15 protein-coding genes are annotated in these 22,695 nt (G+C 53.1%); 10 read left to right on the top strand and 5 right to left on the bottom strand.

The window, feature by feature from the left end:
• Positions 1-122 precede the first annotated feature (122 nt).
• The 10 genes from F1728_RS08595 (at position 123) to F1728_RS08550 (ending at position 14,380) form a co-directional block, all read left to right on the top strand.
• Positions 123-2,384, top strand: a complete 2,262-nt coding sequence (locus tag F1728_RS08595; protein WP_194242741.1) for a tetratricopeptide repeat protein — start codon at positions 123-125, stop codon at positions 2,382-2,384.
• Between the two features lie 110 nt (positions 2,385-2,494).
• A complete protein-coding gene (locus F1728_RS08590) occupies positions 2,495-3,247 on the top strand; it encodes a YebC/PmpR family DNA-binding transcriptional regulator (protein WP_145037486.1) in 753 nt (250 codons plus the stop codon).
• Positions 3,248-3,386: 139 nt separating this feature from the next.
• Entirely contained in the window at positions 3,387-4,301 is a 915-nt protein-coding gene (locus F1728_RS08585; protein ID WP_155363761.1) for a zinc ribbon domain-containing protein, read from the top strand.
• A gap of 88 nt (positions 4,302-4,389) precedes the next feature.
• Entirely contained in the window at positions 4,390-5,388 is a 999-nt protein-coding gene (locus tag F1728_RS08580) for a hypothetical protein (RefSeq protein ID WP_155363760.1), read from the top strand.
• Between the two features lie 145 nt (positions 5,389-5,533).
• Entirely contained in the window at positions 5,534-6,604 is a 1,071-nt protein-coding gene (gene ruvB / locus F1728_RS08575; protein ID WP_155363759.1) for a Holliday junction branch migration DNA helicase RuvB, read from the top strand.
• Positions 6,605-6,643: 39 nt separating this feature from the next.
• Positions 6,644-8,476 (top strand): tRNA uridine-5-carboxymethylaminomethyl(34) synthesis enzyme MnmG, encoded by a 1,833-nt coding sequence (mnmG, locus tag F1728_RS08570; protein ID WP_155363758.1) that lies wholly within the window; start codon positions 6,644-6,646, stop codon positions 8,474-8,476.
• Positions 8,477-9,042: 566 nt separating this feature from the next.
• Entirely contained in the window at positions 9,043-9,624 is a 582-nt protein-coding gene (locus F1728_RS08565) for a response regulator (RefSeq protein ID WP_145037498.1), read from the top strand.
• 74 nt (positions 9,625-9,698) lie between these two features.
• Complete coding sequence (locus F1728_RS08560) at positions 9,699-10,919, top strand: sensor histidine kinase (protein WP_155363757.1); 1,221 nt, start codon at positions 9,699-9,701, stop codon at positions 10,917-10,919.
• Between the two features lie 173 nt (positions 10,920-11,092).
• On the top strand, positions 11,093-13,261 hold the full coding sequence (locus F1728_RS08555; protein WP_155363756.1) for a Na+/H+ antiporter NhaC family protein: 2,169 nt from the start codon (positions 11,093-11,095) through the stop codon (positions 13,259-13,261).
• 93 nt (positions 13,262-13,354) lie between these two features.
• Positions 13,355-14,380, top strand: coding sequence for a dihydrodipicolinate synthase family protein (locus tag F1728_RS08550; RefSeq protein WP_149341260.1), 1,026 nt, complete (start codon positions 13,355-13,357; stop codon positions 14,378-14,380).
• Between the two features lie 18 nt (positions 14,381-14,398).
• On the opposite strand, the gene alaS is transcribed toward F1728_RS08550, so the two are convergent.
• From alaS to F1728_RS08525, 5 genes are all read right to left on the bottom strand, one after another.
• Positions 14,399-17,026, bottom strand: coding sequence for an alanine--tRNA ligase (gene alaS / locus F1728_RS08545; RefSeq protein WP_155363755.1), 2,628 nt, complete (start codon positions 17,024-17,026; stop codon positions 14,399-14,401).
• A 6-nt stretch (positions 17,027-17,032) separates the two neighbouring features.
• On the bottom strand, positions 17,033-18,631 hold the full coding sequence (locus tag F1728_RS08540) for a trypsin-like peptidase domain-containing protein (protein ID WP_155363754.1): 1,599 nt from the start codon (positions 18,629-18,631) through the stop codon (positions 17,033-17,035).
• Positions 18,632-18,821: 190 nt separating this feature from the next.
• Positions 18,822-19,922, bottom strand: a complete 1,101-nt coding sequence (gene recA, locus F1728_RS08535; RefSeq protein ID WP_155363753.1) for a recombinase RecA — start codon at positions 19,920-19,922, stop codon at positions 18,822-18,824.
• Positions 19,923-20,218: 296 nt separating this feature from the next.
• On the bottom strand, positions 20,219-20,821 hold the full coding sequence (cyaB, locus tag F1728_RS08530; protein WP_155363752.1) for a class IV adenylate cyclase: 603 nt from the start codon (positions 20,819-20,821) through the stop codon (positions 20,219-20,221).
• An 11-nt stretch (positions 20,822-20,832) separates the two neighbouring features.
• The gene (locus tag F1728_RS08525) at positions 20,833-22,521 is read right to left on the bottom strand and encodes a multiheme c-type cytochrome (protein WP_155363751.1); all 1,689 of its coding nucleotides are present in this window, start codon (positions 22,519-22,521) and stop codon (positions 20,833-20,835) included.
• Positions 22,522-22,695 lie beyond the last annotated feature (174 nt).

Genomic DNA, 22,695 nt, shown 5'->3' with positions numbered 1-22,695 from the left:
CAGGGCTGTCTGTGGCGTTTCCTGTAGCTGATCCAGTCGGGCTGACTGATGTCCGACGAATACCGGTTGGGGGAATGCGCTCGAGAGTAAATGAAATCTCTGTTTTTAATGGAGTTCAAATTATGAGTCGGTCTATCAAAATGCCAGTCTGTGGCTGGCTGTTCCTGCCCGCCGTTTTGCTTCTTCTCATTCCAGCGGCGCTTACGGCAGAGATGCCCGGGAAGAAGGGAGATGAACCAGCTCAAAAGCAGGCCTCGCCTAAAGTGATCACTCTGGAAGAGGGCATTGCGGATGATGTGACGCTCCCCTTTGTGCCTGCCAAACCTCGTTCGAAGACAGAGCAGAAAAAAATTGATTCCGCCGCCTGGTATATGACAGGGCGGATGCGCGAAGCACGCAACGATTTCGTCGGAGCGTATGAAGCGTATAAGCTGGCGATGGAAGACAATCCGAATTCACTCGAAATTTACCGGGTACTGATTCGTCTGGCCTCCGGACTGGATAAGACAGACGAAGCCATTCAATATGCTCAGAAAGCCGTCGAGCTCGATCCGGGTGATTATGAGCTGATGCGGAAACTAGGCCTGCATATGGCTGGTCAGGGCCGTTTTGAAGAAGCGGTCAACTTTCTGGAGAAGGCTTCCGAGTCTCCTGCGATCGATAAGAAGTCTGGTGTCTACGTCATAATCAAACACGATCAGGCCAATCTGTATGAGCGTCTGGGGAAAAAGGAAGAAGCGGCCCAGTGCTGGGAAGTCGTATTTAAGGCGCTGACCAAGCCGGATGATTATACGTTTGAATTCAATACCCGGGCTCAACTGGAAGCCAAGCAGGGCAAGCTCTTCGAGCGTATCGGTCAGTCGTTTCTGGAGACTGATCGTCTGAAGCTGGCTGTGGAAGCTTTTAACAAAGCAGCAGAATCACAGAAGGGGCGCCCCGGGATTCTCAAGTATCACCTGGCGCAGGTCTACTATCGTTCGAAACAGTATCAGCAGGCACTGGACTCACTGCAGTCTTATTTCGATGAACAGCTGCAATCGAAAGGACGCAAGGCTTATGAGTTCCTCGGAGAAATTCTGGTGGCTTTGAATCAGTCAGACGAGCTGATTCCCCGTCTGGAGAAACTGGCTGAAAAAGACAAGTACAACCGGACCCTGCACTATTACCTGGCTGAGCAGTATGGAGAAGCCGGACGATTCGATGACGCCGAAAAGACTTACAAGACATCAATCGGAGAATCATCAGACATCGAGGGGCTGGCAGGTCTCTTGAGGCTTTATGAAAAGAATCAGAAATACGAACAACTGATTACAACCCTCTCTGAAATCGTGCAGTCCGGTGAAGGGATTCGCAAAATTCAGCCGGACCTGCAGCGGATGTCAGAGGACAAGAAGCTGGTAAATGCCCTGGTCGCAGAAGCACAAAAACAGAAAAAGAAAGATCCGCCGGGAGTCGATGTCTTTTCGGCATTCATCATTGCGAAACTGGCGGCCGAAGCGGGCGACAACAAGGCTGCTGGAGAATTTTACGAGTACGCCATTGATGCAGCAGGGAAACACGCTAAACCCCAGATCCGTGGGAACTGGACGCTATTGATTCTGCAGGAGTACAGCACTTTACTGCGCGAAGAAGGGAAGTACGGCGAACTTTCTGACCTGTTGCGGAAAGCGGTAGAGAATCCTTTGCTGGCACCACAGCGAATTAACCTGATGTCGTTTCTGGCTGACGCACTGGAGCGGAATGGAGAGACTGAAGCGGCCCTCAAAGTCAACGAGGAAGCACGTCAGGCCGCTCCGCGGTTTCCGATGCTCGACTATCAGCATGCCTGGATCTACTACCATGCACATGACTGGGATAACGCAATCGAGCAGATTCAGAGCTTCATCAAAAAATATCCTCAGCAGCAAGACCGGGTCTATGAGGTCAAGATGATGCTCTCGAACAGTTATGTTCAGAAGGGGGACATCGCCAAAGGTGAGAAAGTGCTCGAGGAGATGCTGGCAGAAGATCCAAGCAGTCCCTCGATCAACAACGATCTGGGATATCTCTATGCAGACCAGGGAAAGAACCTGGAGAAGGCGGAAAAGATGATCCGGATTGCTCTGAAGTCGGAACCAGACAACATGGCTTACCTCGACAGTATGGGCTGGGTGCTGTTCAAGCTGAAGAAGTACGAAGAGGCCGTGGGATATCTGGAAAAGGCCAGCAAACTTCCCGGAGGGGGAGACAGTACGATCCTGGACCATTTGGCAGATTGCTACCATAAGTTGAATAAGAACGAGCAGGCTGCTGAACTCTGGAAAAAAGCTCTGGAAGCAGCCCGGAAAGCAACCCCGCCTGACACCAAGCTGATTGATCAGATCCAGCAAAAACTGAGTCAGTGATCGATTTCAATCCCCTGTGAGTTTTTGTACTATTGGCGCAAATCCATTTCATACTGCGTGATTTCCGCGCAGTCATCTTCCACCTATATCGAGTTAAGCGAAATACATCCATGGCAGGTCATTCACACTGGGCTAATATCGCCGCCAAGAAAGGGGTGGTAGATAAAAAGCGAGGGAAACTCTTTGGCAAATTAAGTCGCGCTATCATCGTGGCTGCTCAGCATGGGGGTGGGGATCCGGTGATGAACCTGGCCCTGCGTTATGCGATCGATAAAGCCCGCAAGGCCAGTATGCCTAAGGAGAATATCGACCGGGCTGTCAAAAAAGGCTGCGGCGAACTCTCCGGAGAGAATTTTGAAGAACTGGTTTATGAAGGCTATGGTTCAGCCGGTGTCGCCGTACTGTGCGATATTCTGACTGAAAACCGTAATCGGACGGCAGGGGAAGTTCGAAAAATCTTCGAAGTGCACGGCGGTAATCTGGGCAGCACTGGTTGTGTTGCCTGGATGTTTGAGCGGAAAGGGCTGTTTCTGGTTCCCTGTGAAAACGTGGAAGAAGATGAGCTGTTCGAAATCGCCCTGGAAGCGGGAGCCGATGACGTTAAAGCAAATGGCGATGTCTATGAGGTGACCTGTAGCGTGGAAGCGTTTCAGCAGGTGGCAGATGAATTCGAACAGAAACAGATTCCCACCAATCTGGCAGAAATTTCACGGATTCCCGAGACAACTGTAGACTTGGACGTGGAAGATGGTAAAAAAGTGCTCAAACTGATGGAAGCACTGGAAGACCATGATGATGTGCAGAGCGTCACAGCGAACTTCAACATTCCAGACGAAATCATGGCCGAGGTCATGGCCGAATAGCTGACAACATTGACAACCTGATTTTGAGGGGGACAGCGGCTTGACGATTGAATTTAGTTGCTCACACTGTGACAAAGTTCTCAAAACTTCAGATGACAAAGCCGGCCGCAGAGCAAAATGTCCCCAATGTGGCGAAGCCGTGACTGTACCGGCGCCGGCAACAGATATTAGTGCTGATGATGGCTTTGGTGAGTTTGACGCCCCTGTCCCGGAGGAGTCCAGCTTTCTGGGAGAGCAGACGGTCAGCGAGGAACAGAGTTTTCTCGCCGGTGGTCAGCAGGTTTGCCCCATGTGTGGTGAATCGGTCCCTGCAGGCGCTGCGAAATGTGACTACTGCGGCGAGACCCTGAAAGCAACGAGTAGCTCTGGTCGAGGTGGCTGGGAACCCCGGATCTTCAGCATCAATGAGACATTCTCCCGTGCCTGGGAGCTCTACAAAGCCAATCTCGGAATGGTCATTGCCATTCCTCTGGTCGCCGGCAGTATTTATTTTGTGGCTTCCATGGTCATCGGAATTTTCATGCAGATCGTCCAGACGGCGGTCCTGCAGGGAGGGGGGCGCGGAGATGGTACTATGGTGGCAGTTGTGGTCCTGGCGCTCATGCAGAATTTTATGACCTACTGTGTCATGTTTTACTTTCAGCTGGGAGGGCAGAGGGTTTTCCTCCAACTGGCCCGCGGGGAGAACCCTGAATTCAATGAACTCTTCAGTGGAGGTCCGTTTCTGGGGCGGATGATTCTCTGCAGTATCATTTACGGTCTGGTTGTCACACTGGGATTCATCGCTCTGATCATTCCCGGAATCATTCTGTCGCTGATGTTCTGGCCTTACTCGTTCATCCTGATCGATCGGGATCTGCCGGGGATTGAGTCATTCAAAAAGGCAAAAGAAGTCATGGCCGGCAACAAGTTGACGTTCTTCGGGCTATCCATTTTAAGCTTCCTGATCGTAGCGGTCGGGGGGATTGTGACTTTGTTCGTCGGTTTGATCTTGATTGTCCCCTTTACGTACATGCTTCAAACGGTCGCCTACGCCGAAATGACTAACCAGTAATCGATGGTTGCTGAAACGCGGTTAGAACAGCTGAGAAAGTCCCGATTCGTTGACGATTGAGTTTGAGTGCCCGTTTTGCCAGAAAGTATTGTCTGCTCCTGATGATAAGGCGGGAAGCCTGGCACGATGTCCTCAGTGCACTGAAACGATTTCCGTTCCGCGTCCCGATGACTCGCTGGCTGCTGACGTCTACGACGATTTCTTCGAGGAACCTCCCCTCCGGCAGCCTGCCGCTGAGACTGTGGAATGCCCCATGTGCGGGGCTGTGAACCTCAGATCCGATGACGCATGTACCGAATGTGGAGAGGTTCTCAGCCGAAAATCATTAACAACAGACGAGTATCAGTCAATCAAAGTCGGGCAGGTTCTGGACCGTGCCTGGCAATTGTTCTGGGAGTATCCGGGCCTTTGTATCCTTGGTCCTCTACTGGCCAATATTCTGTTTGCCTGCTTTGCAGGGCTGCTCCTGGGAGTGTTTCTTCTGGTCTGTATGGGGCTGCAGTCGGTGATGCCGGAAGGGCCTCTGATGGTGTTGGGTGTGGCATTTCTGGGGCTGATCCTGGTCATTGTGACGCTCTATGGTGCCGCTTACTGTGAGCTGGGAAAAGTGCTCCTGTTTCTGAAAATGGCGCGGGATCATCAGCCCGTCATGGGGGACTTGTTCGCAGGCAGACCATTTGTGGGGCGGATGGTTCTCTGTACCATCCTCTTTCAGGGACTCATCTTCTTTGCCAATCTGATATTTGCGTTGCTGGGGTATGTACTGGCGCTGATGTTCTGGCCCTATCCCTATCTGCTGGTAGACCGAAACCTGCCCGGGGTCGATGCTTTCGGTAAGTCGGTTGATGTGACTAAAGGAAATCTGCTGACATTGTTTCTGATATTTCTTTCGTTGTTTGGGCTGGTTCTGCTGGGGGTCGCAGCATTATTTGGGATCTCGTTTCTGCTGGTGTATTCGCTGGAACTACCATTTGAGGCAGTGCTGGGAGGAGCCATTCTGCTGAGCCTTCCGGCGACGGTCTTCTTTTACTCTTATGTATTACTGGTCAAAGCAGTAGCCTACGCGCAGATTACACACTCACCGTGAACTTTTTCGACCTTTGAGCTGTCAGAATTCTCCAGAGCCTGCCTGTCTGGGTTTTACGTCAGGGGAGTCTGTCTGCTATGATACCAGCCGATTTGCAGAGGCCGTGGGGTCTCCGGGTGATATACATAAGGTCCTGGTCGAAACTATGGTTCGTGAGCCTGTAATTAGAGGGGAAGACGAGCCGGAAGATGATTTTTCCGGCGGTGGCGGGGGCTGGAATTCCGGCTATCTGGCTGATGATCCTGAATATGATGACGAACTCCGTCCCCAGCGCTTAAGTGAAGTGGTCGGTCAGCGACAGGTCGTGGAACGCCTGGAGGTCTTTCTGGACGCGACCCGTAAGCGGAATGAGCCGCTGGGGCACCTGCTGCTGGATGGTCCGCCTGGCCTGGGAAAGACGACACTGGCATCCGTACTGCCTCGCGAACTGGGAACCGAACTGCAGATCACATCCGGTCCTGCACTCAGTGCCCCCAAAGACCTGCTGCCTTACCTGACCAATGCCAGCCACGGTTCGTTCCTGTTTATCGATGAAATTCACCGAATGCCGGCGACCGTGGAAGAATTTATTTATCCGGCCATGGAAGATTTTCGGGTCGATATCACCCTGGGTGAAGGATTGAATGCCCGGACGGTGAATATGAAACTGCAGAAGTTCACCGTCATTGGTGCGACGACACGGAGCGGTATGTTGACCGCGCCTTTGCGGGATCGCTTTGTCCGTCGCGAGCACCTCGATTTTTATGAAGACCAGGATCTGATCGAAATTGTGCGGCGGAATGCCCGCAAACTCAGAACACCGATCACCGACGATGCTGCTTTTGAAATTGCCCGCCGCAGCCGAGGCACCCCACGTAAGGCAAATAACCTGTTACGCTGGGCGCGGGACTTTGCGACGAGCAAGGCAGATGGTAATATTACCGATGAAGTCGTCAAGCGGGCATTTGAAATGCTGGAAATCGATCAGATTGGTCTGGAACGCCAGGACCGCCGGTACCTGGAAACTCTGATCAAGACATTTTCCGGCGGGCCTGCAGGAGTCCAGGCGCTGGGGCACAGTCTGAATATCCCGGCTGATACGCTGGAAGATGAAGTCGAGCCGTTTCTACTGCGTTCCGGTTTCATTCAGCGTTCTCCCCGCGGGCGAATCGTCACGATGGCGGCATTGGAGCATTTGAAGCTCAATCCCCCCGATGCGGGTCCCCTGTTTCGATAAGTTAGCACGCCTGGCGTCTCTGAACTGCAAAGAAGAACCATGAGTTATTCTGTCACCTATGATTTTGATGTCGTTGTTGTCGGTGCCGGCCACGCCGGTTGCGAAGCCGCTCTGGCTGCAGCCCGGTTGGGAGCGAAAACGGCTCTGTTAACCATGAACTGCGACACTGTAGGTCAGATGAGCTGTAACCCCGCCATTGGTGGAGTTGCCAAGGGACAGATCGTGCGAGAGATCGATGCGCTGGGCGGCGAAATGGGGCGGGTGATCGATGAGACCGGGATCCAGTTTCGGATGCTGAATCGTTCCAAAGGGCCGGCGATGCACAGTCCCCGGGCCCAGGCTGATAAAAAGGCTTATCAGTTCTGCATGAAGTGGAAGGTCGAGCAGCAGGACAATCTAGCGTTACGCCAGGAGATGGTCAAAAGTCTGATTGTGGAACAGGATCTGGTTACCGGAGTGCTGGTACACGGCGATGCCTGTTATCGAGCGCAAGCCGTAATCCTGACGACGGGAACTTTTCTGCAGGCGATTATGCATACCGGTGAAGCGAAAACCAAAGGGGGGCGCGCCGGAGAAGGGACCACGGGAACCCTGTCTGACAGCCTGGCCCAGCTTGGCTTTGAACTGCAGCGATTCAAAACAGGAACTCCCGCCCGTCTGAATGGAAGGACCATTGATTTCTCTGTACTGGAAGAACAGCCCGGTGATGAAGCACCGCAGCCGTTCTCTTATCTGACAGAGAAGCTGACACAGCCGCAGATGCCCTGCTATCTGACAGAAACCAACGACTACGTGCATCAGTTGATCAACGAGAATCTGCACCGCGCGCCCATGTATTCGGGACAGATTAATTCGACTGGGCCGCGTTATTGTCCATCGATCGAAGATAAGGTCGTCCGGTTCGCAGAGCGGAATTCTCATCAGATCTTTCTGGAGCCGGAAGGACGTTACACCAACGAATATTACTGTAATGGGATCTCCACCAGTCTGCCTCGTGATGTGCAGGACAAGATGATTCATTCGATTCGGGGACTGGAGCAGACCGAGATCATGCGGTACGGCTATGCAGTCGAATATGACTTCGCGACCCCGACGCAGCTCAAGCCGACGCTGGAGACGAAACGGGTTTCCGGTCTTTACTTCGCTGGTCAGTTGAATGGAACGACGGGCTATGAAGAGGCAGCCGGGCAGGGGTTGCTGGCCGGTTTGAATGCAGCTTTGAAGCTGGCTGGTAAGGAAGACCTGATTCTGGATCGGAACCAGGCCTACCTGGGTGTGCTGATTGATGACCTGGTGACGAAAGGCGTCGATGAGCCTTACAGAATGTTTACATCACGGGCCGAGTTTCGACTGCTGCTCCGACAGGATAACGCAGACCGCCGGATGACACCGCTGGGGCGTAAAGTAGGCTCGGTCGATGATGAACGTTGGCAGAAGTACCAGGCGTATGAAGCCGAGATTGACCAGATCAAGCAGTTCATTCAGGGAACCCGTTACCAGGGGAACACGCTGGAGGAATGGCTGCGTCGCCAGGATACGGGCTGGGAAGAAATCTGTGAAATTGCTCCGGCCCTCAAAGAGATGCCGCTCTCGGAGAGAGCCATCGAACAGACGCTGATTGAGGTCCAATACGCTGGTTATATCCGTCGTCAGACTGCTGAAATCGAAAAGCAGAAGAACGTAGAGACACTGCACATACCTGACCATATTGACTATCAGCTGGTCCCCAATCTGAGAAATGAGGCCAAAGAGAAGCTGAGTCGTGTCAAGCCGCGTAACATTGGACAGGCAGGAAGGATCAGTGGAGTGACTCCAGCCGATCTGACGGTTCTGGTGCTGTATCTCAATAGTAGCAGCCGCATGGCGACCTGAAATTTTCCGTTCTGGAAGAATATTTCTCATAACTCATTATGAATGCGTCAGTTTTGTGCTGCGCGCTACTTAACTGTCTGATTTAATCTTCGTTGAAATAGTACGAATTCAGCCTGCTCGACTTTCTCTAAGTTCATGTTTTGTACATGTTTATTTCAATAAATTGGTCAACCGAGCGAATGCGTGTTGACCAAATCGTCAGAATAGATACAATCGGAATTATTGATAATACTGGTAAAGTCAAGCGGTATTGAAAGTTTTGGCGTTTGGATCCATGTGGGATACCTGTGACGTCTGGCCAATCAGTAGCGTTTGGCAAGTGACGGGCCACAGAACTGCACCTTGGAGGATGCGGTTTTTTATCGCTTTACCTGAATTCAGTTGACTGGATTCAAGTGAATAGATAAGAGGCTGATTATGGAGATGTCAGTTTCAGGCAGGTTGATCAGTGAACGGGTCACTGGGGCACCTGCGCAGGGGCTCGGTTATTGCATGTCGTAATAACCTTACAGCGCTTGGTCATTCCCGCTCAACAGGGTCGGGTCTTCAAAGGATGGATGAGCAATATGAAAACGGTCTTTACCACAGGCGAAGCCGCAAAGATTTGCAAAGTGAGTCAACAAACGATTATTCGCTGTTTTGATTCTGGCCAATTAAAGGGATTTCGGGTACCCGGTTCTCGTTTTCGACGTATTCCGCGCGATGTTCTGTTCAAGTTCATGAAGGACAACGGAATTCCCACTGATGCCCTGGAAAGTGGGAAGCGCAAAGCTTTAATTGTGGACGACGACGAAGAGTTGGTAGAGTTGATTCGCGACGTTCTGGAAGCCGATTCACGCTTCGAAATTCGTGTTGCGAACAACGGCTTCGATGCAGGGATGATGGTCAAAGAATATCATCCGGACATCATTATTCTGGACGTGATGCTGCCTGATATTAACGGTAAAGAAGTCTGTCAGCGGGTCCGCAGTGATTCATCCATGGACGATGTGAAAATCATCTGTATCAGTGGTATGGTCGAAGCAGACAAGATTGATGATCTGAAAGCAGCCGGCGCTAACGACTTCATGCAGAAGCCGTTCGAAGTTGAGCAACTGGCAGATCGGGTCTGCACACTGTTGAACCTGGAGTCTGTTCACACTGCCTGAACCAGGGCAGTCATCGGTTTCATGACGATCGGAAAACGTCCGGTCGTCGTGGAGACTGCTGCAGGGAGTGTCAGATGTCGAGCGAGACCGGTAGCGTAGAGACTCACTTACCGGCTGTCATTTCTCGACGTCTCTGGTCATTGATCCCCACGCGCTCACTGGGATCGACCATTAGTGAACTCGCTTCAGTCTGGTGTGAAGCAACAGGTTCTGCTGCCGTTTATCTGGGGGTTCTGGAATCAGAGCCCTCTCAGTTTTCGGCTGCTATGCTGTATGCTTCGGAGCAGGAAGCCTCTTCTGTGAATCGTGAGATTGTTCCCGTACTTCCCGGGGCTTCCCGCGAAGAACGGCTGCACGCCTTGATGAATGAGGCTCATTCTTTTGCCGATATTTCGGATCAACCTGCACGCGCTTATTATCAGGCCTGTCATCGGGAGACGATGCTGGGCCTGTTTCTATTTACTCCCAGTGTGAGAGACGGGTTTGATCTTCTGGTTTCTGAATTACTGGATGTGAGTCAGCGCGTATTGAGTCAGGCCTTAATACAGGGAGAATCTAATTCGGGAGAGTCGACCTCCACAGCGAAATGGATTCTCCCCGACGCTGATAAGCTGGAAGCGATGGCGGAATTTGCCGCCGGGGCCGGACATGAAATCAATAACCCCGTAGCGACCATCGTCGGGCGGGTGCAGATGCTGCTCAAATCAGAGACTGACCCCGAACGTCGGCAGGCCCTGTCGACAATTGGCGGTCAGGCTTACCGGGTCAGGGATATGATCGGTGATGCGATGTTGTTCGCACGTCCGCCCGCTCCCCGACCTGAAGCATTGTCGCTCTCACAAACCATTGATGACGTGCTCGTAAGCTTACAGGAAGAAATCAATCAATGGAAAGTACAGCTAGAGGTCAACATTGCTGAGTCGCTGTCCCTGTACGCAGATGAAACACAGTGGAAAGTCGTGTTGAGTAATCTGCTGTTGAACAGTCTGCAGGCGATGGAAGCAGGTGGACAGATTAAGATCAGTGCCTCCCCGCTTGAGACGGAGTCAGGGCCTTTCATTCACTTGAAGGTCATTGATGAGGGGGCGGGGCTGACGGAGGAAGAACGCATCCACCTGTTTGATCCATTTTATTCGGCGCGGCAGGCGGGACGAGGGCTCGGATTTGGTTTGTCCAAGTCCTGGCGGATTGCCACGCAGCACGGCGCTACGATTGCTGCAGAACCCAACTCCGATCGCGGGGTCACCTTCCATCTTTACTGGCCCGCCGAGAAGCCAGATAACTCGGTAGATTAGCCAGCTTTACATCTGCCGGCGGTGATTAAGCAGCGAACATGCGTTTCTGGAAATCCTCGCTTGCGGTTCGGATGATGATCCGTTTCAATATGTTTTCACGAGAAATGGAACGTCTGATCTGACGCGGACAGGCTCTGTCCCAATCTTAGAATCACTCAGCAGCCTGAGGGACGATGGCGGCGACTCATTCACTTCTGATTATTATCACCAGCCTGCTGGGGCAGACCGCACCGATTGCGGAGGTGCCACTCAAACAGGAGCCGGCACGTTACCAGATTGAAGCCCCCAATGTGGCTGTGATCGATATTCCCGTGAGTCAGGTCACAATCCGGGCGCTAAATCTGGATGGTAGTCTGGATACCAATTTTTCTGAGCACCCTCAGAAAGTTGTCGGTCTTGAGCTCTGGGTCCATGAAGTCGACACGGCACTGCCGCCTTTTAAAAACGGAGTGCTGGAGCTTAAAACGGATCTCGCGGAGAATCGAAAGGTCTACATTACCAGCGATGTGATCCGTGTGGATCCTGACCAGCGTCGGTCAGGCACTGTGGAAGTTTATCGAATTTCCAAATGGCTGAGCCTGTTACCTCCTTTGATTGCGGTGATACTGGCGATCTGGTTTCGGAATATTATCCTCGCTTTGCTGGTCAGTATCTGGGTGGGGGCTGTCATCTTATCGCATGGAAACCTGTTTCTGGGATTCGTGCATACGCTGGATACGTTCGTGATCCATGAGATTGTCGAGCCAGGCAGTACCAGTTATTCCCACATGATGATCATCATGTTTACGATGTTCCTGGGAGCGATGGTCGGTGTGATGTCCGCAGGGGGAGGTACGGCTGCTCTGGTCAATCGTCTCTCCCGCTATGCATCAAAGCGAGAGCACAGCCAGGTCATGACCTGGTTTCTGGGGTTGATTATCTTTTTTGATGACTACGCGAATTCGTTGCTGGTCGGCAGTTCAATGCGACCATTTACCGATCGGATGAAAGTCTCGCGGGAAAAGCTGGCTTTCCTGGTCGACTCAACCGCGGCACCCGTTTCGGGAATTGCGATTATTTCCACCTGGGTTGGTGTCGAGATCGGATATATCGCGGATACTTACGCAAGTCTGGGGATGACCGGGGACTACTATACGACCTTCTTATACAGTCTGCCTTATCGATTCTATCCGTTACAGTTGCTGGCGTTTGTCTGGCTGGTGGCTTACATCGGTAATGATTTTGGACCGATGTTAAAAGCAGAGACACGGGCCATCGCTTACGGGCAACTGGTTCGTCCCGGGCGGTTTAATGTGACGGAAGTAGAGGGGCATGCCGAAAGTGGTGAGCTCGCGCGACGCCAGTTGTTGCGGAATGCACTGGTCCCCCTGGTGGTATTACTGGGGCTGGCTATGATCGGACTCTGGTGGACAGGGACGATCGAGATTAACAGGCTCAATCTGGAACGGGAACAGTTGGGACAGGCGGAGCTCAAAGTCAATTTTCAAAATGTCCTTGAGCATTCTTCTCCCAACCGCGTACTGTTGATTACCTCTTTTCTGGCTTCGATTGCAGCGGTCGTGAGCTGCAGCCTTTCCAAATCGCTTCCGTTGAGTGAATGCGTAGAGGCCTGGGCAAACGGGGCCAAGAGTATGTTCCTGGCGATCCTGATTCTGGTACTGGCCTGGTCCGTAGCGACCGTTTGTGATCAGCAGCACCTGAATACCGCCGGTGTGCTGGTGGAACTACTTTCTGAAAAACTGTCACCCAACTGGATGCCTACCATTACGTTTCTGCTGGCAGCCGTCGTCAGTTTCGCAACCGGAAGTTCCTGGTCTACCATGGGCCTGTTAATGCCTTTGTCGATCTCGTTGACTTACAGTCTGCTGGTGCCACTGAATGAAGCCGATCCTAATCATCATCTGATGCTGGGAACCATCGGTGGTGTGCTGGCTGGCGCCATTTTTGGCGATCACTGTTCTCCCATCTCCGATACTACGGTTCTGTCGTCGGCAGCATCAGGCTCGGACCATCTCGATCACGTGCTGACCCAGATCCCTTACGCTTTGACAGTCGCGGGGGTCTCGGTGCTCTTCGGGTACCTGCCGGTGGGCTTCGGATTTCAGCCTTATATCCTGTTACCGGTCGGGCTGGTGGTGCTGTTCCTGATTCTGTTCTTCTATGGCCGATCTGCGGAAACCGAGGCGAAGGCCCTGCTGGAAGCGGGGGTGACGGCTGAGGAGTTTAACAGCAGGGATAACGGATCTGACGAAGAAACGGAGAGCGCAGGTGAATCGGATCAGACGGATTCCGATTCTGAGGACCCCTCCGAGTCTCCGGAAGAGTCGCGAGAAGAGGTCTGAATCCGTGTCCCCGGGCTGATTTATATGTTATACTTCACCTAAATTCTTCAAACTCCCAGTCCTGTTTGATTTTCAGTATAGGTGTCCCCCAACATGCAGTCCGAGACCAAGCTCCGTGGTATCTTCACTCCCAACCTGGTTCCCTACGATTCTCGTGGTGAAATTAATGAGCCGGAATTACGCCGTTATATTGACTGGCTGATCGAAAAGGGAGTGCATGGGCTCTATCCCAACGGTTCTACGGGGGAATTCACTCGTTTTACTCCTGAAGAACGCAAACGAATTGTAGCCATCATTGCGGATCAGACTCGCGGCCGTGTACCGATTCTGGCCGGGGCTGCGGAAGCCAATGTGCGGGAAACGATCAAGGCCTGCGAGTACTACTACGAACTGGGTATTCGGGCAGTCGCCATTGTGGCTCCTTTTTATTACAAGTTGAGCCCGGCCTCTGTTTATGCCTATTTTAAGGAAATTGGGGATAATACTCCCATCGATGTGACTCTGTATAACATTCCGATGTTTGCGAGTCCGATCGATGTACCAACGATCCAGCGTCTTTCAGAAGAATGTGAAAAGATCGTGGCGATCAAAGATTCCTCTGGCGATCTGCCCAACATGATTCGTATGATTCAGGCCGTGCGGCCCAACCGTCCGGAATTCTCATTTCTGACAGGCTGGGATGCGGCACTCATGCCGTTGATGCTGATTGGTGCAGACGGGGGAACCAATGCGAGTTCTGGTGTCGTACCGGAGCTGACACGCAAGCTGTATGACCTGACCACTTCCGGTCAGCTCGATGAAGCCCGTCGTGTGCAATATGATCTGCTGACGCTGTTCGATACGATGATCTATTCTGCTGAGTTTCCGGAAGGGTTCCGGGCTGCGGTTGAACTCCGTGGGTTCAATATGGGGCAGGGACGTCAGCCGATTACATCCGAACAGAAAACGGATATCGTGACTTTGAGTCGTACGCTGCAGTGCATGCTGTCTGAGCATGGCTTCACCAATGAGCCCATCGGTGGCTGTGCGACAGGAGTCAGCGAAGATCTCAGCGCCAGCGACGTGTCGCAGATTGTGCAACATGTCGTCGCTGAGCTGAATCGTCGTAAGCTGCTCTAGGCGTTCAACGCGTCAAAGTTAACCTTCGAGCTGACTGCGGTAGTAGTCTGCGCCGGTTTTCAGAGCGGCGTCGAGTTGTTCCGGATCCTTACCGCCGGCTTCGGCCATATCGGGACGACCACCGCCGCCTCCGCCGACCACTTTGGCAGCTGCTTTCACGCAGTCACCGGCTTTGAGTCCCTGTTTTACCAGCTCCTGGTTAACGGCGGCCATCAAAGCGACTTTGCCGTCAATCTCGGTACCCAGGATCAGTGCGACCTGTTTGCCTTTCTTCCGCAGGTGGTCTGCCAGTTCCCGCAACTGATCGCGTGAGACATCTTTCGCGTGATAGGCCACGATTTTGACATCGTTCACAACAGGTGCTTCATCCAGCAGTTCATCGGCGGTTCCCGCCAGTGATTTACTGGAGAACTTAAGCAGCTGTTTTTTCATTTCCCGGATTTCGTCCTGCAGATGGGCGATTTTCTGGGGAAGTTCATCCAGTCGAGGCGCTTTGAGCTGACCAGCGATTTCCTGCAGCAGCTTTTCGCTGTTGCGCGTCTTTTCCAGGGCTTTCGGGCCGGTTAAAGCGTGAATTCGACGAACGCCTTTGGCGACCGGTTCTTCATTAACGATCTTGCAGAGTCCGACCTGTCCCGTATTGGTGAGGTGGGTTCCCCCGCAGAGTTCGATACTGAAGTCACCCATCTGGACCACGCGGACATTGTCAGGATATTTCTCACCGAAGAGAGCCATGGCTCCCAGGTTGCGGGCATCCTGCAGTTTCATCAACTGGGTGGTGACAGAGGCGCCTTCGGAAATCCGCTGGTTGATGATATCTTCGACCTGGCTGATTTCTTCGGGGGTGAGTGCCTTGCTGTGTGAGAAGTCGAAGCGGAGTGTGTCCTGTTCGACTTTCGACCCCCGCTGCATGGCGCTGTCGCCGATGACGGTGTGCAGGGCGTGATGCAGCAGGTGAGTGGCGGAGTGAGCACGCTGGATGCCGGACCGGCGCGGTTCGATTACCGTAGCCTTGAGGGTTTGTCCCTGTTCCAGTTTGCCTTCCTGCAGATGACCGATGTGCAGAATCAATCCGCCGTTACGCTGGGTATTCACGACTTCAAATTTCAGGCCTTCTCCTTCGAGGTAACCCGTGTCTCCCACCTGACCACCGGCTTCGGCATAGAAAGGGGTCTGATCGAGCACGACAACGACGGGATGGGCATGACCCTTTTCCACGACGGATTCCACCAGGCGATCTTCAGCGATAATGCCGACGACCTTACCTTCATCCACGGTGGTTTCATAGCCTTTGAATTGCGTGTCGCTGGTGGTTTTGTGCAGCGCTGTCAGCGGACCTTCTGACATAACCGAATCGAGGAACAACCCGCTGCCGCTGCCTTCTTTGTGCTGCTGCATCAGGTTGTTGAATTCCGTGCGATTGACGCTGATATTGTTTTTAGCAGCGAGAGCTTCGGTGAGTTCGATCAGGAAGCCATCAGTCTGGTGCAGGTCGAAAGCATCTTCACCGGCGATTTCCGATTTGCCTTCCTGTTCGGCTTTTTTCAGGAAGCCTTCGAAGCGAGTGAGACCTTTTTCGATGACGCCCAGGAACTGTTCTTCCTCTTCCTTGATGGTGTGCTGTACGTGTTCGACAGTCTTGGCGATTTCCGGGTAGGGAGTCTGCATGATGTCGACGACAGCCGGCACCAGTTGATACAGGAACGGTTCCTGTTTACCGAGCAGATAGCCTTCGAGCAAGGCGCGACGGAGGAGCTGCCGAACGACGTAGCTTTCCTTATCGCGACCGGGGTTAACCCCTTCGTGGATACTGAAGGTGATGGCGCGAACGTGATCGGAGATACGACGGAGCGGACGGCCCGTTGGTTTGTCGAATCCATAGCCGGTGCCGACAACATCGCCGGCGGCCAGACAGAGTTGCTTCAGCGTATCGATTTCGAAGTTGCTGCGCACGCCCTGCAGAACGGAAGCGGTACGTTCCAGCCCCATTCCGGTGTCGATGTTTTTCTTAGGCAGCGGTTTGAGATTATTAGGCGGATCGCCGACGCGGTTGAACTGGGTGAAGACCAGGTTCCAGATTTCAACGTTATCTTTACCGCCGTTGGGGTGGTAGAAGATTTCGCTACATGGGCCGCAGACACCGTCGGGGCCATCTGAAGGAGCACCGGCGGGCCAGAAGTTTTCGTGTTCGTTTTCGCGGCTGATGCGGTTGGCGGGGAGCTTGATTTCATCGTGCCAGATGTTGTAGGCCTCATCGTCTTCCAGGTAGACGGTGACGGAGAGCAGGTTGGGATCGAGGCCCAGAAATTTCTTAGAGGTCAGATATTCCCAGGCCCAGTGAATGGCTTCGCGTTTGAAGTAATCTCCAAACGAGAAATTCCCCAGCATTTCGAAGAAGGTATGGTGGTAAGCGGTGACGCCGACGTTTTGAATATCGCCGGTGCGGAGGCACATCTGACAGGTGGTGGCTTTTGTGAATTCCAGCTTGCCTACGCCCAGAAACTGATCTTTGAACTGGTTCATCCCGGCGGGTGTAAACAGAACCGTAGGGTCATCCCGGGGGACCAGAACGTCGGATGGTCTTCTGACACAGCCTTTTTCTTCAAAGAAGGAAAGATAACTCTCGCGAAGTTCGTCTGTTTTCATTGTTTCTTATTGCTTACTGTTTGGAAGAACGACCTTGCGGTCATCCAGAAGTTGTAATGTTACCGGTGAAGTGCTGGCCCGTTGTGCTTCCTGATAGAACGCGTCAGGCGTTTGTACCGGCTGATCATTGACCAGGCGGATGAACGTTCCTTCTGTCAGCCCGGCCTGTTGTGCGGGACTGTCGGGAGCGACATGCGTCACAACCACAGCGGGCGGGTAAGTGAACGGACTAAACGTATATTTTGCACGGGCAGTGGGATAATCGACTCTTAAACCGCGCCAGAGGGGATGCCGATAGCGGGTTTGTACAATCCCTTCATCATCCGCCACGGGCCATTTTCCCAGTTTCACTGTCAGAGTCAACTCACGCGGATTTTTTCCTCTCAAGATTTGCAGCTTTGCCTCGGTCCCCGCGCCTGCTTTCCCTACTTCACGCATCAGGTCAAGTTCGTTGCGTAGCGGCTTACCGTTGATTGAAAGGATCAGATCGCCGGTGCGCAAGCCCGCCTGTTGGGCCGGTGAATGCTGTTTGACGCCGCTCGTCTGAACATAGCTCGACTCTGTAAGGTTGACAGCACCGGCAAGATTTCGGTTCGCTTCATTGCGATCAAGGGTACCAGGGGTGATCCCCAGGAAACCGTATTCCGGCTCAAGCCCGTTTGCCAGGCTGTCGATGATCCGCCGCGTATCCGGATCGATGGGAATCGCGTAGCCTGCCGATTTTTCATAACCTTCCAGAGCGGCCAGGGCCGTTGTGACTCCGATCAGATTACCATCCAGATCGAGGAGAGCGCCGCCACTGGTTCCCAGGTCGAGGTGTGTATCCACCTGAAGCAGGGTTCCGAAGTGGTGGATGGTTTCTTTCTTGGACAGCTCCTGATTCAGGAAGTTTTTAAATATGGGGACGGGGTAGCGGTGGAAGTTACTCACAATGCCCCAGCTGGCACTCGGTGAACCATCACGGGCAATGGCGTAAGGGTTCCCCAGTGCGATCACAAACTGTCCCTTACGGACTGATTCCGTGTTTCCATACTGGACCGGTTTGAGAGGGCGGGAAGCATCTGTCGCAACTCGTCCTGCGGGAACCAGAACCGCGAGATCACTTCTCGGATCGGCAGCGAGGAGCGTGGCATAGAATCCGCGGCGGTCCTCAGTGTGGACGTACAGGCGGTACTCGGGAACTTTCTTCTGCCCCGTGATCGGCCCTCCCTGAGTGAGGTGGAAATTCGTCAGCACCAATACCCTTTGCTGATTGGTGGGATCCGGAATGATCACACCCGAACCGAATTCGGTAGGAATAAAATTCAGATCCTGTGGGTCATGGCTCAGATTCAGATCCTGATTGGGATCGAGTCCGAACGGAGCGGGGATGCGCGACTGGAACTGCTGTTTGCGGGTTTTGATTTTGGAGATCGCGACGACGGAGTGTTCTGCTTTCTCAATTGCCTTGACCAGCTGCTGCTGGACGGCAAACGCGACCGCGCGGGCATCGGGGGACTGGGCGTTTAGATTTCGCGTCGGTAAAGAGAGCCAGCAGGCACTGATGGCAATGAGGCAAATCAGCGTGTGATGAAAACGAATCAGATTTTTCAGAGCTGTAGACATACTTTGCCTTAGAGGGGAGACTCGGATACAGGAACCACGCGGGAACCGAAAGCGCTGGCGTTCGAATAGTCCTTATTTTACAGTGTTTTCGTACAGAACCCAATGCAAAACGACCTTGAATACCCGTGGGGCATCAAGGTCGTTTCATCGTTAGCAGGTGTATTTGTCAGGCTGTGGCCAGCCGAGAGGGTCAGGCCTCGACGGCTTCCGGTTCTGTTTCCGGTTCCAGTTCTTCCTCGGTGGAGGCAACCAGCCCCTGGGCTTCCAGGACCTTCTGTTTAATCTCCAGACAGAGTTCGGGGTTTTCCTCGAGCACCGCTTTGGAACGGTCCCGACCCTGACCCAGTCGCGTTTCACCATAGCTGAACCAGCTGCCGCTCTTCTTGACGATTTTGTTTTCCACGGCAAGGTCCAGCAGGTCGAGTTCGAAATTGATGCCTCCGGTGGAGAGCATGTCAAACTCAGCAATGCGGAACGGAGGTGCAATTTTGTTCTTGACGATCTTGGCTTTCATGCGAATGCCGGTCACCGTGTCACCGTCTTTGAGTGTCGCGATACGACGGACGTCAACGCGAACGGAACTGTAGAACTTCAATGCGCGACCGCCGGGAGTCGTTTCGGGGCTGCCGAACATGACGCCAATCTTTTCACGGATCTGGTTGATGAAGATCACCGTGGTTTTGGATTTGGAAATGGCACCGGTCAGTTTCCGCATGGCCTGACTCATCATACGTGCCTGCAGGCCGACGTGTGAGTCACCGATTTCGCCATCCAGTTCCGCCTTCGGGACCAGGGCAGCGACCGAGTCGACAACGATGACATCGACCGAATTGGATTTGATCAGCATTTCAGCAATCTGCAGGCCTTCTTCGCCGTAGGTCGGCTGACTGACCAGCAGTTCGGAGATGTTGACGCCCAGTTTTTTGGCCCAGACGGGATCGAGAGCATGCTCGGCGTCGATAAACGCGGCGATGCCACCCTCTTTCTGGGCGTTGGCGATAACGTGCAGGGCCAGGGTGGTTTTACCGCTGGATTCCGGTCCGTAGAGTTCGATAATACGGCCACGGGGAAATCCATGGCCTCCGAGGGCCAGGTCAAGGGACAGGGCACCGCTGGCGATCGAGGGGACCGCGCGGGCGTTTTCCCCGGTGAGTTTCATGATGGAGCCTTTACCGAACGCCTGTTCGATTTGTCCCAATGCGTTTTTGAGCATCCCCTCGGAATCTTTGGTTCCATTATTGCTGGGAGCGGGAGGGGTAGCAGCCCGTTTTGATCTTGCTTTAGCGGCCATTGAGGTCTTCCTTCAATAATATGCAATTGCCCCGCAAATGAGTTCGAGTCCGTCAGGCGAAGCAAGTGCCTAATTTATCGAGAATTGCGGGGACGCCTATTATTGAACGCCGTCTCGACCCATGGTTTTCAAAGAAGTGCCTGTTGTGGACAAAGATATATTATCTTGAATCAACTCCTGTCACAACGGCAAACATGAGACATTTATAGCTGTCGGCAATTATTTCAGATTTTCCGCAGTCTGAAAAGGACTAATTGGCCGGAAAACGATGAAAAATTGGAGAAGACCGCTTCCGTTCAGGAGTCCTCAGCCTGTTGCATCAACATTCCCAGGTATGAGGTGCGGATGGGGGAGGAGAGCCCGAGTTGTTCTGCCAACTGGATGACTGCGGCTTCGGCCTGTTCCAGTTCCTCTTCCTCTGCCAGAGTTTCTACCTCGGCAAAGGTGCCGAGCCCTTCGACTTCGTCAATGGTGATCTCGAAGTGCCGCTGCTCGTGATGAAAGGAGTAGGGAGTCCGCTGTTTTTTTACATTTCGCACGGGCTGGAAGCCGAGGAGTTCGAGCATCTCTTTCAGCTGGGCCAGAGCCTCGGGGCCCGTTTCGAATGCCAGTTCGATCTCTTTGCGAATCTTGCTGACCGTGGCCCGCTTCGGGCCTTTGTAGGTAATGTGATTCTCAGTGCCAATCCGGCGGATGCGGAGTGCCTCGTCAGTTTCGACAAAGTTCCGACTGGGATGAGCGAAGTAGTAATCTTCCTGATCCAGCGTCGCACCCTGCTCAGCACCGATCTGTTCGAGTTGCGCAAGCAGCTGCGATTGATCGGGGATTCGAAATTTCTGTTCGATTTCCAGCATGGGGGAACGTCTCTGATAAAAGTAGAAGTCTGCAATATTAGGCAACAGGTCCCGGATCAGTCCCGCCAGGGGTGTTTGATTTTTTCCCAGTAGGAATCGAATTCAAACTTCGGGCTGTTATCCAGATCGTGGCACTGATAGCAGGTCGTTTTCTTGGCTTCGGCAAGCGTGACCCGCATGACCTTTTTGGCCTCTTCGACTTTGTCCATATCGATGAGTTCAATGTGTCCGCTTCCCGGGCCATGGCAGTTTTCACATTGCTGTCCGAGCAGATGCGGTGACTGTTGTTTGTTGACGAAGCCACTTTTGTAGCGGATGACTTCCTGTGGATGCCAGCCGGTGACGTGGCAGGAGAGACACTCGGGATCATAGATGCGGGAGATGATTTTATCTCCCCGTTCGATCTGGTCTTTTCGGCCGTTGATCAGGCTCTCGTAGGCATGGGCGTGGGCGGTCGTTAACCATTTTTCATAGGCTTTGGTGTGACATTCACCACACTTTTCCGCTCCGACGAAGGTCGCACCGCGGGGGTGGTCAATCGGCAGTTCTTTGGCGGCAAGATCTTCCTGCTTGAGGCGATCCTGATAGAACTGCATGTGTTCGGCCATTTTAGGTGTTTCTTTAAACCGCTGTCGGTCGAGAGAGATGACCGTGAAGCGGAAACGTTTCCTGGGATCGCCTTGGGCATCGGCATCGGGATAGTAACCGACCACGCCGGCGCTTTTCCCTTTGTGTCCCACATCGACCATCATCGTTTTGCCAATATACTCGGGATCTCCCAGTGGGTCTTCGACTCCGCCGGCGGTGAGCAGAATGTCGAAGTCGGGGAACTGTTTTGCGAGTTCCTTGGATTCATCCTTGCTGGATTGCGACAGCAGTAACATCAGGTCTGGTTCGGTGGCCTGCATTTCTTTGATGACTTCGGGCAGAACTTTGGCGGGTTCCTGCCAGGTAATGTCTGGAAACTGTCCTTTGCGACTTTTCCCCAGAATGGATGTGACGGCGATCTTCACGCCATTCGTCTCAACAACTTTGAACTTGGTTTTGCCCAGTTCGGGGGTCTCCAGGACCAGGAGATTTGCCGCCAGGAAGGTTGGTGTGGTATCAGGCTGTGGGGGATCCGGATTGTGCAACTGCAGAAAGATGTCGGCTCCAAAACGAAGTTCTTCCGGTCCGAGGGCCACTCCGCCATACTTCATGTCTTTCATGGCAGCCAGTATGGTTTCGTATTTGATCTGACTCTGTCGACGGTTGCGTTTTACCAGACCGCCCAGGTCAAAGGCAGTGACGGGCCACTTGCGGTCTTCAATCTGCTTGAAGAGATTAGCGAGTAACGAGACCCCACCTGTCTGGTTTTGTGTGCAACCACAGGGTTCCAGATATCCATGGCGTTCGCCGGTCAGGACGATAGCCAGTTTAGGAGTGGGCCAGCCTTCGAAGATTGGTTTTGGCGGAGGTGTATCAGATGATTTCGGGGGCGTTTTTTCTGATTTGGCCGGTGTGTGCCCCGCTGCGACTGGTGTCTGTTTTTCCTCAGGTTTAACGGTCGGCTGCTCGGGGCTGGTTGATTCCGCTGATGTTTTCTCTGCAGACGGTTCTGGTTCTGTCTGAGCAGTACTCTGCGGAGTCGTGTCGGTGGCTGTTTCCGTGGTGGCGGGCGGTGTTGATTGCCCTTCGCATCCCAGCAGTAGAGTCAGTAAGAGTGCCAGCAGGCAGGTGAAAGAGGATTGTGGCAGGTAAGACATTCAGTGCGGCCTTCCATGGAATTGATTGAGTAACATAACGATGCAGAAGGAACTCCGCATGTTTTATCTTAGTTCAAAACATGGTCTTGCGTCAAAGTCGATCTGCCTCTGGCCCGTGAGGTTGATCTGACAATTCAGATCCATCCCAGAGAGGTGAACGCCCGGGTGTTCTGA

This window comes from Gimesia benthica, from assembly GCF_009720525.1.
Lineage (GTDB): Bacteria > Planctomycetota > Planctomycetia > Planctomycetales > Planctomycetaceae > Gimesia > Gimesia benthica.
This window is presented reverse-complemented; position numbering and strand designations above follow the sequence as displayed.

What these genes read in the sequence shown, in the direction of transcription:
- F1728_RS08595 (WP_194242741.1), top strand. Translation starts at nt 123, where the DNA reads ATGAGTCGGTCTATCAAAATGCCAGTCTGTGGCTGGCTGTTCCTGCCC.
- F1728_RS08590 (WP_145037486.1), top strand. Translation starts at nt 2,495, where the DNA reads ATGGCAGGTCATTCACACTGGGCTAATATCGCCGCCAAGAAAGGGGTG.
- ruvB (WP_155363759.1), top strand. Translation starts at nt 5,534, where the DNA reads ATGGTTCGTGAGCCTGTAATTAGAGGGGAAGACGAGCCGGAAGATGAT.
- mnmG (WP_155363758.1), top strand. Translation starts at nt 6,644, where the DNA reads ATGAGTTATTCTGTCACCTATGATTTTGATGTCGTTGTTGTCGGTGCC.
- F1728_RS08565 (WP_145037498.1), top strand. Translation starts at nt 9,043, where the DNA reads ATGAAAACGGTCTTTACCACAGGCGAAGCCGCAAAGATTTGCAAAGTG.
- F1728_RS08560 (WP_155363757.1), top strand. Translation starts at nt 9,699, where the DNA reads ATGTCGAGCGAGACCGGTAGCGTAGAGACTCACTTACCGGCTGTCATT.
- F1728_RS08555 (WP_155363756.1), top strand. Translation starts at nt 11,093, where the DNA reads ATGGCGGCGACTCATTCACTTCTGATTATTATCACCAGCCTGCTGGGG.
- F1728_RS08550 (WP_149341260.1), top strand. Translation starts at nt 13,355, where the DNA reads ATGCAGTCCGAGACCAAGCTCCGTGGTATCTTCACTCCCAACCTGGTT.
- alaS (WP_155363755.1), bottom strand. Translation starts at nt 17,026, where the DNA reads ATGAAAACAGACGAACTTCGCGAGAGTTATCTTTCCTTCTTTGAAGAA.
- F1728_RS08540 (WP_155363754.1), bottom strand. Translation starts at nt 18,631, where the DNA reads ATGTCTACAGCTCTGAAAAATCTGATTCGTTTTCATCACACGCTGATT.
- recA (WP_155363753.1), bottom strand. Translation starts at nt 19,922, where the DNA reads ATGGCCGCTAAAGCAAGATCAAAACGGGCTGCTACCCCTCCCGCTCCC.
- F1728_RS08525 (WP_155363751.1), bottom strand. Translation starts at nt 22,521, where the DNA reads ATGTCTTACCTGCCACAATCCTCTTTCACCTGCCTGCTGGCACTCTTA.